Origin of the sequence: Streptomyces sp. NPDC005775, assembly GCF_042871565.1 — a bacterium.
Classification (GTDB): Bacteria; Actinomycetota; Actinomycetes; order Streptomycetales; family Streptomycetaceae; genus Streptomyces.
The window spans coordinates 90,959-105,549 of record NZ_JBIAIU010000016.1 but is presented as its reverse complement, the minus strand read 5'-3'; the positions used below and the strand labels follow the sequence as shown (position 1 = coordinate 105,549).

The window sequence follows — 14,591 nt, the reverse complement described above, 5'->3', positions numbered from 1 at the left end:
GCGCGCCACTTGCCCACGGAGCCCCGCACACCCCGCCCGGGTGTGCGGGGCTCCGCCGTGCCGACCCGGCCATGCACGAGCCCCGCCCGATGCTGCATGCTGTGCCTTTACACGGTCTTCGGCATGGAGCTGCGCATGACTTCCACCTTTCCGGACATCTCCATCAGCACGGACCGGTTGGTGCTGCGCCCGTTCGACATGGCGGACGTCCCCGCGTACATCGAGATGATGAACGACGAACTCGTCATCGCCTGGACCGAGGCACCCCACCCCTACACCCAGGTCGACGCCGAACGCTGGGTCCGCAGGATCGCTCCCGCACAGCGCACCAAGGGGGACGGCATCGTGCTCGCCGTCACCGAGTTCCTCACCCAGCGTCTCGTCGGCTCGGTGCGGCTGCGCAACACCGACTGGCGCACCCGCGCCACCGAGGCCGCCTACATCACCGCCCCGTGGGCGCGCGGCGAGGGCTACGCCACCGAGTCGGTCCTGGCCCTGGCCCAGTGGCTCTTCCGCGACCAGGCCTTCGAGCGCATCGAACTGCGCACCGCCGCCGACAACACCGCCTCCCAGCAGGTCGCGCAGAAGCTCGGCTGCATCAGCGAGGGAGTTCTGCGCAACGCCCGCATAGCCCGCTCACAGACCGAGGACGGAGGATGGACGGACATCAGGACCGATCTGATCGTCTGGGGCCTGCTCCCCGAGGACCTCGAAGGCGTGGCCGAAGAGCTCGCCGACGCGGGTGGCTACGGCACCTACAACGACTGGAACTGAGAGCGTCCGGCTTTCCGGGGCACCGACGCCGCACTGGTCCGGACCAGGTAACCTCACCCTGCCCGCCCCCGGGCTGACCATCCCCCCACCTGCGACAACTCCAGGAGACTGACGACAGATGGCCGACCGGGTCACAGTGATCGGCTGGGACGGCTCGCCACTGACCAGAGCGGCCACGGCAGCGCTCTCCGCCGCCACCCTCGTAGCCGGAGCCGCCCACCACCTCGCCCTGCCCGAGGTCCCGCACGGCGCGGAGCGGATCCGGCTCGGATCCGTCGACCTCGCGGCCCGCCGCATCGCCGGCCACCGCGGCAGCGCCGTGGTCCTCGCCGACGGCGATCCCGGATTCTTCGGTGTCGTGCGCACCCTGCGCGCCCGCGAGCACGGCCTCGAAGTCGAAGTGGTGCCCGCCGTCTCCTCCGTCGCCACCGCGTTCGCGCGCGCCGGCATGCCGTGGGAGGACGCCCAGACGGTCGTCGCCCACCCCCGCACCCTGCGGCGCGCCGTGAACGTCTGCCGCGCCCACCACAAGGTCGCCGTGCTCACCTCCCCCGGGGCGGGACCCGCCGAACTCGCCCTGCTGCTCGAAGGCGTCCACCGCACCTTCGTCATCTGCGAGGAACTCGGCACCGACCGCGAGCAGGTCACCGTCGTCACCTCCGACGCGGCCGCCGACCACGTCTGGCGCGACCCCAATGTCGTCATCGTCATCGGGGGAGGCCCCGAACAGCGGGCCGAGGGAACCTGGATCGCAGGCCGCCACCCCGCATACCCCCAGGGTGTACGCGGCTGGGCGCTGCCCGCCGACGCCTACCGGGGAGCCGGAACGGACGCCCACGGCCGGAGCGGCGAGGGCGAGGCCCCCGGACTCCGCGCCGCCCAACTCGCCCACCTGGGGCCCCGGACCGGCGATCTGGTCTGGGACATCGGCTCCGGCAGCGGCGCCCTGGCCGTGGAGGCGGCCCGGTTCGGCGCGGCCGTCCTGGCCGTCGACAGCGACCCCGACGCCTGCGCCCGCACGGCCGCGGCCGCCCGGGCCTTCGGTGTCCAGCTCCAGGTCGTCGAAGGCCGGGCCCCGCACGTGCTGGAACGGCTGCCCGAGCCCGATGTCGTACGGATCGGCGGCGGCGGCGCCCCCGTCGTCACCGCCGTCGCCGACCGCAGGCCCGAGCGGATCGTCACGCACGCGTCGACCCGGGACGAGGCCGAGGCGCTGGGCGCCGCCCTCACCGAGAACGGCTACACCGTCGCCTGCTCCCTCCTCCAGTCCGTCGAACTCGACACGGCCGCATGGTCGGAGCGCGAACGCGCGGTCGTCTTCCTGCTGTCCGCGCTGCGATCGGACCTTGCCCCCTGACCCGGTCGGCACACGGTGCGGGGTAGGCTGGCCGATCGTTGCACCGCGCCCGGACGTTCGTCGCTTCGTTCGTCAATGTCCGGAAAAGGGGACCGTTTTGGCCCCGGTTGTGGTACGGCAGAACCGGGGGACGCGCAACGTGGCGCAGTCCACAGCGAGCCGTGGCGAAATGAGCTGCCGCGGCGGCGATCGGCCGCGAGAATGCAGTATGTCCGCGACCGACTCGTGCCGCGCGGCGAGCCCGCTCGTTCCATGGGACGAGCACCGGCATGCCGTGTCGGGGCGTCCCGGGCGAAGGGCCGAAGGAGCAATGACGATGGGCGAGGGGTACGCATGAGTGACACCGGCCAGATCCCGGGCGAGGGACTGCCGGAGAACGCAGGCATGGTGGAGCAGCCGGGCATCCCCGCCCCGGGTGGCTACACCTTCCTCGACCCCTCCGAGCACGCGCCCGAGGACGACGACCTTCTGCTGATGCCGAGCCCCCAGGGCGCTTGGAGCGAGCCCCAGGCCGGCCAGGCCCCGCAGCCCGAGCAGACCGGCGGCTACCAGCCGGGCCACGCCCCGCAGCCGCGGGGCGACGGTGGCGCGCAGGGCCCCGTCCAGTACCAGGAGCAGACCCAGGTCCCGGCGTACGCGATGCAGCAGGCCGCCGCAGCGCCTCAGGAGACCGGTCAGGGGACCCACGAGTCGGGCGGCCGCGACTCCGGCCATGTCGACCTCGGCGGCGTGCGCATCCCGTCACCCGTCCCCGCGCCCGCGCAGGCCCAGGTCCCCGTGGCCCAGGCACCCGTGCGCCGCCCGCTGCACCGCGGCCCGGCCTCCCCCGACGCCGGCCCCTCCTACGGTGGTACGTCAGGCGTCGGCGTGGTCCGTTCCCTGGCCGACCGGGGCCCGGCGGGAGCGCCCCAGCCGCAGGCAGCCGTTCAGCCGCCCGCACGGCACGCCGGCCCGGCCACCGCGGAGCCCGAGTACTTCGAGCTGCCGGCCGATGAGGTGGCAGCGCTCCCGGGTCCGCAGCTGGGCGAGATCCCGCCGCAGGGAACGGGTCAGTGGGCGGCGCACGCTCCGGCCCAGGCCCAGGCCCAGGCTCAGGCGCCGGTGGAGTCCGCCGTGCCGGTCGAGGTCCCGGACGCCCCTCCGGCCGCCGCGGAGCTGCCGGCCCCGCAGCCGGCAGCAGAAACGGTCGTCCCGGAGGCAGCCCTCCCGGAGGCGGTCGCTGAAGAGGTCGTCGCCGAGACGCCCTTGGCCGAGGAGCCCCCGCCGGTCGCGCAGGCTGTCGAGCCGGTGTCGGTCGAGCCCGTGACCGCGGTGGCCGAAGAGCCCGTTCCGGCACCGATGGCGGTCGAGGCCCCGGTCGAGGCCGCACCGGCGCCCGTGGCACCGGCCGAGGCTCCGGCCGTTGAGGAGACGGCCTCGGAAGTGGAGTCTGCGCCTGCCCCGGTCGAGCCCATGCCCGCCGAGGCTACGTTCGTCGAGGAAGCGGCCGCCGAGCTGCCCGCCGCCCAGGCCGTGCCCGCCGAAACCGGACCGGCCGCGGACGCCGAGGTCGTAGAGGCCCCGGTCGAGGCCGTGGCCGTGGCCGCCGCGCAGCCGCCGGTGGAGCCGGTTCCGGACGGAGCTTCGCCGGCCCGGTTCGTACCTGTCGCGGTTTCGCTCCCGACCACACCTCACCCGGCTCCCACGCCGGTGGCCGAGCCGCTGGCGGAGCCCGTTCCGGAGGCCGAGGCCGAAGCCGTGGCCGAGACGGTCATGGAGGCCGCACCGGAGCCCGCGGTCGCCACCGAGCCCGTAGACCTCCCCGTACGCGTAGAACTCCCCGCGTCCGTCGCCGTCCCCGAGGCGGAGACGGGCCCCGAGGTCATCGAGACCCCGGACCTCACCGAGAGCCACCCGGAGCCCGTACGGCCCGAGGCCACGGAGCCCGCGCCGGAGACCGCGGTCGCCGAGTTCGCGGAGACGGCGGAGACCGCCGCGCCCGCGATCGCCGACGAGACCGAGGCCCCGGCCCCCGAGGCCGAAGAGGTGCCCGTCGCCTCGGCGCCCGCCCCCGGGTACGACGACGCGGAGCGCGAGGCCGTCCTGCGCGTCATGCGCGAGCGACGCGACATCCGCAACGGCTTCCGCGGCGACCCCATCCCGCACGAGGTGCTCCTGCGGGTCCTGGAGGCCGCCCACACGGCGCCCAGCGTCGGGCACTCGCAGCCCTGGGACTTCGTGGTCATCCGTTCCGCCGAGACGCGCCGGTCCATGCACGAACTGGCCCAGCGCCAGCGCGACGCGTACGCGAAGTCGCTCCCCAAGGCGCGGGCGAAGCAGTTCAAGGAACTGAAGATCGAGGCGATCGTCGACACCCCCGTCAACATCGTCGTCACAGCGGATCCCACCCGGGGCGGGCGGCACACCCTCGGCCGGCACACCCAGCCGCAGATGGCCCCGTACTCCTCGGCCCTCGCCGTCGAGAACCTGTGGCTCGCCGCCCGCGCGGAAGGCCTCGGTGTCGGCTGGGTCAGCTTCTTCGACGAGCGCGAGATGGTCCGCGCCCTGGGCCTGCCCGAGCACCTCGAAGTCGTCGCGTACCTCTGTGTCGGTTACGTCGACGAGTTCCCGGAGGAGCCCGAGCTGATGCAGGCGGGCTGGTCCAAGCGCCGCCCGCTGTCCTGGGTCGTCCACGAGGAGACGTACGGCCGCCGCGCCCTGCCCGGCGAGGAGCCGCACGACCTGCTCCAGGAGACCATCTCCACCATCCGCCCGCTGGACGCCAAGGCGCTCGGCGAGGCGTGGGAGCGCCAGAAGCGGATGACCAAGCCGGCCGGTGCGCTCGGCATGCTGGAGATCATCTCCGCGCAGCTCTCCGGGCTCTCCCGGATGTGCCCGCCGCCGATCCCGGAGCCCGCGGCCGTCGCGATCTTCGCGGGCGACCACGGGGTGCACGCCCAGGGCGTCACGGCCTGGCCGCAGGAGGTCACCGGCCAGATGGTCGCCAACTTCCTCGGCGGCGGCGCGGTCTGCAACGCGTTCGCGGCCCAGGTCGGTGCCGAGGTGTGTGTCGTCGACGTCGGCGTGGCCACGGAGCTGCCCGCGCAGCCCGGCCTGCTGCCCCGCAAGGTGCGTGCCGGGACGGCGGACTTCACGACCGGCCCCGCGCTCACCCGCGAGGAGGTCCACGCGGCGATCGAGGTCGGCATCGAAACCGCCCGTGACCTGGTCGCGGCCGGCAACAAGGGTCTGCTGACCGGCGAGATGGGCATCGCCAACACCACGGCGTCGGCCGCCCTGATCTGTGTGTACACGGGGATGGACCCGGCCGAGGTGACCGGTCGCGGCACCGGTATCAACGACGAGATGCACGCCCGCAAGGTCGACGTGGTGCGACGCGCCCTCGACCTGCACCGGCCGGACCCGGCCGACCCGATCGGCGTGCTGGCGGCCGTGGGCGGTCTGGAGCACGCCGCGATGGCCGGGTTCCTGCTCGGCGGGGCGTCGCTGCGCACGCCGGTCATCCTCGACGGAGTGAGCGCGGGCGCCGCGGCCCTGGTCGCCCGTGCCATCGCTCCGGAGGCCCTGGCAGCCTGCATCGCCGGCCACCGCAGCGCCGAGCCCGGCCATGTCGCCGCACTCAACAAGCTGGGCCTGCGCCCGCTGGTCGACCTCGACCTCCGCCTCGGCGAGGGGACCGGCGCGCTGCTGGCCCTCCCCATCGTGCAGAGCGCGGCGCGCGCGATGCACGACGTGGCGACGTTCGACTCGGCGGGCGTCACGGAGAAGTAGTCCGCGGCGGCGGGGGCAGGGGGCGCCGCCCCCCTGCCCCCGCTCCTCAAGCGCCGGAGGGGCGTGCCTTCGCCCCACCCCCGTATCGTGAACACCGCACGTCACAGCCGCTCCACCGCCGCAGCGGCCGCAGCCCCCGCATCGCACGAGGAGCACGCACCGCCATGGCCGAGCACGCCGATCACCCCGCCTACCCCGTCGGACTGCGCCTGAGCGGGCGCCGCGTAGTCGTCGTCGGCGGCGGCCAGGTCGCGCAGCGCCGCCTCCCCGCCCTCATCGCGGCAGGCGCCGACATCGTCCTCGTATCGCCCGCGGCCACCCCGTCCGTCGAGGCGATGGCCGACGCGGGCGAGCTCCGCTGGGAGCGCCGTCCGTACGCCGACGGCGACCTGGCCGACACCTGGTACGCGCTCATCGCGTCCGACGACACGGCGGCCAACGACGCCGCCTCCGCCGAGGCCGAGCGGAACCGCACCTGGTGCGTCCGCAGTGACAACGCGGACGCCGCGACCGCCTGGACCCCCGCGACCGGCCGCAGCGAGGGCGTGACGGTCGCCGTGCTCACCACCGACGCGCAGGGCCGCGACCCGCGCCACTCCGCCGCCGTCCGGGACGCCATCGTCGAGGGCCTGCGCGACGGCACCCTGGCCGCGCCCCACCACCGCACCCGGGCCCCCGGCGTCGCCCTGGTCGGCGGCGGCCCCGGCGACCCCGACCTGATCACCGTCCGAGGGCGCCGCCTCCTCGCCGAGGCGGACGTGGTCATCGCGGACCGGCTCGGCCCGCGCGACCTGCTCGACGAACTCCCGCCGCACGTCGAGGTGATCGACGCCGCCAAGATCCCGTACGGCCGCTACATGGCGCAGGAGGCGATCAACAACGCGCTGATCGAGCACGCCAAGGCCGGCAAGGCCGTCGTCCGGCTCAAGGGCGGCGACCCGTTCGTCTTCGGGCGCGGCATGGAAGAGGCCCAGGCGCTCGCCGCCGAAGGCATCCCCTGCACCGTCGTGCCCGGCATCTCCAGCTCGATCTCGGTCCCGGGCGCGGCCGGCATCCCCGTCACCCACCGCGGTGTCGCCCACGAGTTCACCGTCGTCAGCGGCCACGTCGCCCCCGACGACGAGCGCTCGCTGGTCGACTGGGAGGCCCTGGCGCGGCTGCGCGGCACCCTCGTGCTCCTGATGGCCGTCGACAAGATCGGCGCCATCGCCCGTACGCTCATCGCCCACGGCAAGTCCCCCGAGACCCCGGTCGCCCTGGTCCAGGAAGGGACGACGGCCGCCCAGCGCCGCGTCGACGCGACGCTCGCGACGGTCGCCGAGCGAGCCGTGGCCGAGGACGTCCGCCCGCCCGCCGTCATCGTCATCGGCGACGTCGTCGCGGTCGGTGACGTCTCCGCCCCGCACACCGCAGGGTAACCATCGGTAACGGATCTTTCTCCAGACCGTTGGCACCACACACCGGACAAGGCAGTATCAACCTGTGGCTGATCTCATCACCGTCGACGACCCCGACGACCCCCGCCTGAGCGACTACATCGGTCTGACCGACGTCGAGCTCCGGCGCAGGCGAGAGCCCGCCGAGGGCCTCTTCATCGCCGAGGGGGAGAAGGTGATCAGACGCGCCAGGCACGCCGGGTACGAGATGCGCTCCATGCTGCTCTCGGCGAAGTGGGTCGACCTGATGCGCGACGTCATCGACGAGGTTCCGGCGCCCGTCTACGCGGTCAGCCCCGAGCTGGCCGAACGCGTCACCGGCTACCACGTGCACCGCGGCGCACTCGCCTCCATGCAGCGCAAGCCCCTGCCGACGGCCGACGAACTGCTCCGCACGACCCGCCGCGTGGTCGTCATGGAGGCCGTCAACGACCACACGAACATCGGCGCGATCTTCCGCAGCGCCGCCGCGCTCGGCATGGACGCCGTGCTGCTCTCCCCGGACTGCGCGGACCCGCTCTACCGGCGCTCGGTGAAGGTCTCGATGGGCGCCGTCTTCTCCGTGCCCTACGCCCGGCTCGACACCTGGCCCAAGGCTCTGGAGACCGTACGGGAAGCGGGCTTCAAGCTGCTCGCGCTGACGCCCGACGAGAAGGCCAGCAGCATCGAGGAGGCCGCGCCGCACCGCATGGACCAGGTGGCCCTGATGCTCGGGGCCGAGGGCGACGGACTGTCCACCCAGGCCCTCGTCGCCGCCGACGAGTGGGTGCGCATCCCGATGGCCCACGGCGTCGACTCGCTGAACGTCGGCGCGGCCGCCGCGGTCGCCTTCTACGCGGTGGCCACCGGACGCCCGGAGAGTTAGGGCGTCCGGGGCCGCCCTACCGCTCGCTCTGCTGGCTCTGGCCCGAGCCGAGCCCACGGGCCGGCCCCTGGCAGCCCTGAGCCGCCGCGATCCCCAGCGCCACCAACAGCGTCACCACGACGAAGACCACCAAGCGCTGCCGCAGCAACCGCGGATTGGCGGGACGCCGGCCGGTCGAGGTCGTACGGGCGCCGGACCGGGTGCCCGGCCGGCCGTTCGTCCCGACCGCACCCTGCGGCCTCTTGCCCGAACGCGTCGTGTTGCGCGGTTGCTGCTGCGCGGGGCGCGAACCCCCGGTACGGGGCGACGCCGGCCGCGGTGACGCCGTCTGCCGGCTCTGCGGCCGCGACACCGGAGCCGGGCCGGGCGCGCGACGCGTCTGCTGCTCGGTGTACGGCCCGTCCAGACGCCCGGTCGGCCGGTCCGCCTCGTGCGCCGAACGCTGGGCGGGGGGCCGGCTCTCGTGCAGCCCCTGGGCCTCCCGTGCCGCGATCTCCTTGAGCCTCATGGAGAGTTGCAGCGTGCTGGGCCGCTCCTCCGGGTCCTTCGCCAGACAGGCGCTCACCAGCGGGGCGAGCGCGTCGTGCACGTCGTACAGCTGAGGCTCCTCGTGCACCACGCGGTAGAGCATCACCTCGGAACTGCCGTGCCCGAAGGGGGAGTCGGCCATGGCCGCGTACGCCAGCGTGGCACCGAGCGAGAAGACGTCCGTCGCGGGCGTCACCGCCGCGCCCCGCACCTGCTCGGGCGCGAGGAAGCCGGGCGAACCCACCGCCGTACCGACGTGGGTGAGCGTGGACGCGCCGGTCGCCCAGGCGATCCCGAAGTCGATGATCCGCGGGCCCTTGGGGGACAGCAGGATGTTCGACGGCTTCAGGTCACGGTGGACGACACCGGCCTCGTGCACCGCCACCAGGCCCTCGGAGAGCGCGGCCCCGATCGAGGCCACCTCGGCGGCCGACAGCGGGCCCTCCTCGGCCACCTTGTCGTGCAGCGAGGGGCCCGGGACGTACTGCGTCGCGAACCACGGGCGGTCCGCCTCCAGGTCGGCGGCGACCAGCCGTGCCGTACAGCCGCCGCGGATCCGCCGGGCGGCGGACACCTCGCGCGCGAACCGCGAACGGAACTCCTGGTCCTCCGCCAGATCGGGGCGGATCACCTTCAGCGCCACCCGCTGGCCACGCCGGTCCGAACCGAGGTAGACGACACCCATGCCGCCCGCCCCGAGCCGCCGGTGCAGCCTGAACGAGCCGACGACACGCGGGTCCTCGCGCCGGAGCCGCATCATCGCCATGTCTGCCCATCCCCGCTGCCTGGTCCGCCTGACTGGGCACAGCTTACGTACCCGCCGCCCGGGGTGCTCAGAGGCCGCGCCCTCGCCGGAGAATCGATTGTCAGTGCCGGGTGGGAAACTTGAGGAGTGGTCAGGGAGCGGCAGATCCAGGCTCCCCTGCCCGTGCGAGATCTCAAGGGTCAGTCGCAGAAGGGGGATTGGATCAGTGAAGGGCGATCGAGTCGAGATAGTCGTGGACGCCGGAGACACGACCCGAACCTACGAAATGGTGGCCTCCAGGGCAGGGCGCAGGGTGGAGACCGCGGTCCGCCGGGGGGTCGTCGAAGTGAGTGAAGTCACGAGGAACGGCTCCGTGGTGCGCACCGCCCGCTTCATGGCGACCAGAGTGCTCGCCCTGGTCGAACAACCGGTACCCAGGGAGGACGCCTCCGAGCGCCCTCTCCGGGATGACCCCAACGTCCGGTAGTCCCGTCTCCACCCAGGGGAGTACGCCGACTACCCACGGCTCATCCTCCGGGAGGCCCGGCATTCGGTACGCGGGCATGACGCCGCCCGCTTCCCGGATCCCTAATGTTGAAGTCAAGCGGCGGGCGTCGCACTCGTCCCCCGAGGCCAAACGCCCGTCGCTCCACATCAGGTCAGGAGAGGAACCATGGCGGACACGGCAGCGCGGACGATGGTCCGTACGCAGGGACGCAAGGCTCATGCCTCGTTCGGCAGCCGCCCGTCGTCCGGCAAGCGCCACCCGCTGGTGGCGACGGCCATGGTTCTTCCTCTGGCGGCCCTGCTCGTAGTCGTCTTCGGCGGCTGGGAAGCGGTGGTCACACAGGCGTCGTCCGTGGGCGTGATGCTGGGGCGCTGAGCGGCGCCCCGGGTCCGGAAGAGCGGTCCGGACCGGGACATCCGGCCAACAACCCCGTGGGGACGGGGGTGCGGCGGACGGCAGCGTTTGTCCGGTCAGCTGGGGAGCTGACCGGACATCGCGCTGTCCGGGGTCATGCGCGCCCCGCGCACCGGCCGGCCGGTGCGATCCGCGTACGCTCTCCGGCGGGCGCGGCGCCGGCCGGGCCCGCCGATCCTGCGCCACCGGGGGAGTCCGTGACCACCGCTCTCGTACGCGCCCTGGGCGCCCTCGCCCGCGACACCGCCCACGCCCGTTGCGGGGTCCTCTGCGACTGCCGGCCGCCGGCCGTTCTCGCGGACCGGCCGGACGGGACCGTGGTCCGCTGCGGCCCCGTCGTCGCCAAGGCCCACGCCGCCGGTACGGACACCGCCGCCCTCTCCGCACGCCTCGCCCTCGCAGCAGACCCGGGTCTGGCGGGCATCCTGCTCGCTCCGCTTCCCGCGCGGCCCCCCGCGGGCCCGACGGAGCACGGCGCCGCCTCGCCCCACCTCGCCGAGCTGCACGGCCGGCCGGTCACCCTGTGGCCGTACGGGGAGCCGGTGGACCCGGGTGACCCGGACGAGGCCCCGTGGGAGGAGGCGGCCGCCCTGCTGGCCCGCCTGCACCGCACCGTGAGCCGTTCGGACCGGCCCGCACCGGGTAATGCCCCCGGGCCGCCCCCCATGCGTGGCCCGGCGAAGGCCGCGGTCGCCGTGGCCCGGATGTGTGCGGCCCGGCCCGGTGACCCGGCCACCTTCCCCGTCCTCGCGGCGTGGCGCGGGCTGCCGCCCTGGGCGCGGGACGAGGCGCCGGCTCCCGCGCACCGGCCCCACACGCTCTGCCACGGCGACCTGCACCTCGGCCAGCTCCTGCGGCACCCCGCGCCGCACGGTCCCTGGCTGCTGATCGACGTCGACGACGCGGGAGCCGGCGACCCCTCCTGGGACCTCGCACGCCCCGCCGCCTGGTACGCGGCCGGGCTGCTGCCCCCCGACGTCTGGTCCCGCTTCCTGGGCGCCTACCGGGCCGCCGGCGGTCCCGCGGTGCGCGCCGACGGCGACCCGTGGGCCGAGTTGGACCCGGCCGCCCGCGCCCTGACCGTACAGACGGCGGCCCTCGCCCTCGCCAAGTCCGCGGCGGAGCACAGGGTTCCGGATGAGGTGGAACAGGTGATGATCGACGCCTGTGCCCGAATTGCCGCTCTCCCGCCCGAGTTGGCCGCCGAACACTCGTCGTAGGGTGAACCGACCGTCGCCGGGCATGCATTCCGGCGACGGCTAACCGACGGCGAGGAGTGAGCCCGAAGATGCAGTGTCCCAAGTGCCACGCACAGATGCACACGTACAACCGCAACGGCATTCAGATCGAGCAGTGCAGCGGCTGCCGGGGGATATTCCTCGACTACGGCGAGCTGGAGTCCCTGACCCGCATGGAGGCGCAGTGGACGCAGCAGGCTCCGCCGGCGCCTCCCGCTCCCCAGCAGGCGTACCCGGCCGCTCCCGCGCCCGCCTGGGGCGCCCCGCAGCACCACGGCGGACACCACCAGGGCCACTACCGGCAGAAGAGCTTCGGCCGGATGCTCTTCTCGTCCTGATCCCGCCCGCACCGTGGCCCGGACGGCAGCGTCCGGGCCACGGCGTCGGCACCTGGGGCAACGACGAAGCCCCGGTCGTCGAGACGACCGGGGCTTCGGGCTGTGCGCGATACTGGGATTGAACCAGTGACCTCTTCCGTGTCAGGGAAGCGCTCTCCCGCTGAGCTAATCGCGCAGGGTGAACCTGCGTGTACTGCGTGCGCGATACTGGGATTGAACCAGTGACCTCTTCCGTGTCAGGGAAGCGCTCTCCCGCTGAGCTAATCGCGCGGGGATCCTTGCGGACCGGTGGACGATACTGGGATTGAACCAGTGACCCCTTCCGTGTCAGGGAAGTGCTCTCCCGCTGAGCTAATCGTCCTTGGAGGTGGAGACGGGATTTGAACCCGTGTAGACGGCTTTGCAGGCCGTTGCCTCGCCTCTCGGCCACTCCACCAGGGGTGGGGGTTCGGGAAGATCCCCCACCTTCTGCGAGCGGACGACCAGGTTCGAACTGGCGACCTCAACCTTGGCAAGGTTGCGCTCTACCAACTGAGCTACGTCCGCTTGTCGGTTCCGATCCACTCGCGTGTCCCGGCGACGTGTTGAACTCTAGCGGATTCCGGGGCCAGTACAAAAACGCGTTTGTGCAGCGTGCTGAGGTGCGCTCGCCCCGGCGCAGGTCACCGTGCGCCGTCCTAGACTCGCCGACGTGCACGACCTCGCTCCCATGGCCCGCTTCGGCGGCCTCGTCGCCTCCGATCTGCAGGATGTGACCAGTGATCCCGCGGCCCTCGACTCGTCCGGGTTCTGGGCGGTATCAGCCGATTTTGAGGGCCGGCTCGTCTGTGCCCGCTTCGCCACCGTGCGCACCTCGGCCGTGCCCGCACCCGTGCGCGGCGCCTGGCACGGCCCCGCCGCCGGTGACTGGATCTCGTCCCTCGACCGCGCCGCGTACACGGCGGGCGTACGGCGCGTTCGCGCGTACATCGCGAAGGGCGAGGTCTACCAGGCCAACCTCTGCCGCGTGATGACGGCTCCGCTGCCCGATCCGGCCGCGTCGGACGTGGACGCCCTCACCGCACTGCTGGCGCGCGGCAACCCCGCCCCGTACGCGGGAACGATTCGGCTCCCCGGCCACGGCGTGGAGATCGCCACCGCCTCGCCGGAGCTGTTCCTGCGCCGGGACGGCCGCACCGTCGAGTCCGGACCGATCAAGGGCACCGGCCGCACCGAGGCCGATCTGCTGGAGAAGGACCACGCGGAGAACGTGATGATCGTCGACCTGGTCCGCAACGACCTCGGCCGCGTCTGCGCCACCGGATCGGTCACCGTCCCCGACCTCTGCGTCGTCGAGAAGCACCCGGGCCTCGTCCACCTCGTCTCCACCGTGCGCGGCCGCCTCGCCGACGGAGCCGGCTGGCCGGAGCTGCTCGCCGCGGCCTTTCCGCCGGGTTCGGTGACCGGAGCACCCAAGTCCAGCGCCCTGCGAATCATCGGGGAACTGGAGACGGCCCCGCGCGGTCCGTACTGCGGAGGCATCGGCTGGGTGGACGCCGACCGGGCCACCGCCTCGCTCGCCGTGGGCATCCGCACCTTCTGGACCGACCGCACGGGCGACGCTCCCGTCCTGCGGTTCGGCACCGGCGCCGGCATCACGTGGGGCTCCGATCCGGAACGCGAATGGGACGAGACCGAACTGAAGGCGTCCAGGCTGCTCGCGGTAGCGTCGGGCACATACGAAGCAACCGGAAGGACCGCACCATGAAGATCTGGGTCAACGGGGTACTGCGGGCCGCCGATGACGCCCGGGTGTCCGTGCTCGACCACGGGCTGACCGTCGGCGACGGCATCTTCGAGACGGTGAGGACCACCGACGGCAGGCCCTTCGCGCTCACCCGCCATCTCGACCGGCTGACCCGTTCCGCCCAGGGGCTCGGCCTGCCCGCGCCCGACCTGGACGAGGTGCGCCGCGCCTGCGCCGCCGTTATCGAGGCCAACCCGGCCGCGCTCGGCAGGCTGCGCATCACCTACACCGGCGGGATCTCGCCGCTCGGCTCCGACCGCGGCACCGCGGGCCCCGGCCTCGTCGTCGCCCTCGGGGAGGTGAAGCGCCGCCCGGACACCACGGCCGTCATCACCGTTCCCTGGACGCGCAACGAACGCGGCGCGCTCACCGGGCTCAAGACCACCTCGTACGCGGAGAACGTCGTCGCGCTCGCCCGCGCCCACGAGCAGGGCGCCAGCGAGGCGCTCTTCGCCAACACCGTCGGCCGGCTGTGCGAAGGCACCGGATCCAATGTCTTCGTCGTCCTCGACGGACAACTGCACACGCCGCCGGTCGCCTCCGGCTGTCTGGCCGGGATCACCCGCGCACTGGCGGTGGAGTGGACCGGGGCGCGGGAGACCGATCTGCCGTTCGATGTCCTGGACCGGGCGGAGGAGATCTTCCTGACCTCCACCCTCCGGGACATCCAGTCCGTCCACCGGGTCGACGGCCGCGCGCTGTCCGCCGGGCCGGGGCCGGTGACGGCCAAGGCGATGCGTGTGTTCGACGAGCGGGCGGGCGACGACCTCGACCCGTGACCGACCGGGCACCGTCGGCCCCTCGCCGCAAAAGCGGATGACGTGGGCCCGG

Annotated in this window: 12 protein-coding genes and 5 tRNA genes; 11 read left to right on the top strand and 6 right to left on the bottom strand. The window is 73.4% G+C overall.

Features of this window, described 5'->3' with window-relative positions:
- Nucleotides 1-96 precede the first annotated feature (96 nt).
- The 5 genes from ACFYPA_RS31090 (at nucleotide 97) to ACFYPA_RS31070 (ending at nucleotide 8,203) form a co-directional block, all read left to right on the top strand.
- Nucleotides 97-774: a GNAT family N-acetyltransferase gene (locus ACFYPA_RS31090; protein WP_359084279.1), complete on the top strand. Its 678-nt coding sequence runs from the start codon at nucleotides 97-99 to the stop codon at nucleotides 772-774.
- A gap of 118 nt (nucleotides 775-892) precedes the next feature.
- Nucleotides 893-2,131 carry a precorrin-6y C5,15-methyltransferase (decarboxylating) subunit CbiE gene (gene cbiE / locus ACFYPA_RS31085; protein ID WP_359084278.1) on the top strand — a complete coding sequence of 413 codons (1,239 nt, stop codon included), beginning with the start codon at nucleotides 893-895 and terminating at the stop codon, nucleotides 2,129-2,131.
- A gap of 333 nt (nucleotides 2,132-2,464) precedes the next feature.
- The gene (gene cobT, locus ACFYPA_RS31080; RefSeq protein ID WP_389135625.1) at nucleotides 2,465-5,902 is read left to right on the top strand and encodes a nicotinate-nucleotide--dimethylbenzimidazole phosphoribosyltransferase; all 3,438 of its coding nucleotides are present in this window, start codon (nucleotides 2,465-2,467) and stop codon (nucleotides 5,900-5,902) included.
- Between the two features lie 164 nt (nucleotides 5,903-6,066).
- Nucleotides 6,067-7,320, top strand: a complete 1,254-nt coding sequence (gene cobA / locus ACFYPA_RS31075) for a uroporphyrinogen-III C-methyltransferase (protein WP_359084275.1) — start codon at nucleotides 6,067-6,069, stop codon at nucleotides 7,318-7,320.
- A gap of 64 nt (nucleotides 7,321-7,384) precedes the next feature.
- Nucleotides 7,385-8,203, top strand: coding sequence for an RNA methyltransferase (locus tag ACFYPA_RS31070; RefSeq protein ID WP_219567731.1), 819 nt, complete (start codon nucleotides 7,385-7,387; stop codon nucleotides 8,201-8,203).
- Between the two features lie 16 nt (nucleotides 8,204-8,219).
- Here the strand turns inward: ACFYPA_RS31070 and ACFYPA_RS31065 are convergent, their stop codons facing one another.
- Nucleotides 8,220-9,497, bottom strand: coding sequence for a protein kinase (locus tag ACFYPA_RS31065; RefSeq protein WP_359084273.1), 1,278 nt, complete (start codon nucleotides 9,495-9,497; stop codon nucleotides 8,220-8,222).
- A 205-nt stretch (nucleotides 9,498-9,702) separates the two neighbouring features.
- Here ACFYPA_RS31065 and ACFYPA_RS31060 point away from each other — a divergent pair, with 205 nt between their 5' ends.
- From ACFYPA_RS31060 to ACFYPA_RS31045, 4 genes are all read left to right on the top strand, one after another.
- Nucleotides 9,703-9,963 carry a hypothetical protein gene (locus ACFYPA_RS31060; protein WP_148016263.1) on the top strand — a complete coding sequence of 87 codons (261 nt, stop codon included), beginning with the start codon at nucleotides 9,703-9,705 and terminating at the stop codon, nucleotides 9,961-9,963.
- A 186-nt stretch (nucleotides 9,964-10,149) separates the two neighbouring features.
- Complete coding sequence (locus tag ACFYPA_RS31055) at nucleotides 10,150-10,359, top strand: hypothetical protein (RefSeq protein ID WP_359084272.1); 210 nt, start codon at nucleotides 10,150-10,152, stop codon at nucleotides 10,357-10,359.
- A gap of 236 nt (nucleotides 10,360-10,595) precedes the next feature.
- Nucleotides 10,596-11,618 carry a phosphotransferase family protein gene (locus ACFYPA_RS31050; protein ID WP_389135621.1) on the top strand — a complete coding sequence of 341 codons (1,023 nt, stop codon included), beginning with the start codon at nucleotides 10,596-10,598 and terminating at the stop codon, nucleotides 11,616-11,618.
- A gap of 68 nt (nucleotides 11,619-11,686) precedes the next feature.
- Nucleotides 11,687-11,974 carry a zf-TFIIB domain-containing protein gene (locus tag ACFYPA_RS31045; RefSeq protein ID WP_359084270.1) on the top strand — a complete coding sequence of 96 codons (288 nt, stop codon included), beginning with the start codon at nucleotides 11,687-11,689 and terminating at the stop codon, nucleotides 11,972-11,974.
- 103 nt (nucleotides 11,975-12,077) lie between these two features.
- Here ACFYPA_RS31045 and ACFYPA_RS31040 read toward each other — a convergent pair.
- From ACFYPA_RS31040 to ACFYPA_RS31020, 5 genes are all read right to left on the bottom strand, one after another.
- Nucleotides 12,078-12,149 (bottom strand) — tRNA-Val (locus ACFYPA_RS31040).
- Nucleotides 12,150-12,172: 23 nt separating this feature from the next.
- Nucleotides 12,173-12,244, bottom strand: a tRNA-Val gene (locus ACFYPA_RS31035).
- Between the two features lie 19 nt (nucleotides 12,245-12,263).
- Nucleotides 12,264-12,335: transfer RNA gene (locus ACFYPA_RS31030), tRNA-Val, on the bottom strand.
- A 1-nt stretch (nucleotide 12,336) separates the two neighbouring features.
- Nucleotides 12,337-12,410 (bottom strand) — tRNA-Cys (locus tag ACFYPA_RS31025).
- Between the two features lie 37 nt (nucleotides 12,411-12,447).
- Nucleotides 12,448-12,520, bottom strand: a tRNA-Gly gene (locus tag ACFYPA_RS31020).
- 163 nt (nucleotides 12,521-12,683) lie between these two features.
- Between ACFYPA_RS31020 and ACFYPA_RS31015 the strand changes: the two genes are divergently transcribed.
- Nucleotides 12,684-13,721 (top strand): chorismate-binding protein, encoded by a 1,038-nt coding sequence (locus ACFYPA_RS31015; protein ID WP_389135752.1) that lies wholly within the window; start codon nucleotides 12,684-12,686, stop codon nucleotides 13,719-13,721.
- Nucleotides 13,718-14,539 carry an aminodeoxychorismate lyase gene (locus ACFYPA_RS31010; protein WP_359319336.1) on the top strand — a complete coding sequence of 274 codons (822 nt, stop codon included), beginning with the start codon at nucleotides 13,718-13,720 and terminating at the stop codon, nucleotides 14,537-14,539. Before ACFYPA_RS31015 ends, ACFYPA_RS31010 begins: the two co-directional genes overlap by 4 nt.
- Nucleotides 14,540-14,591: the final 52 nt, after the last annotated feature.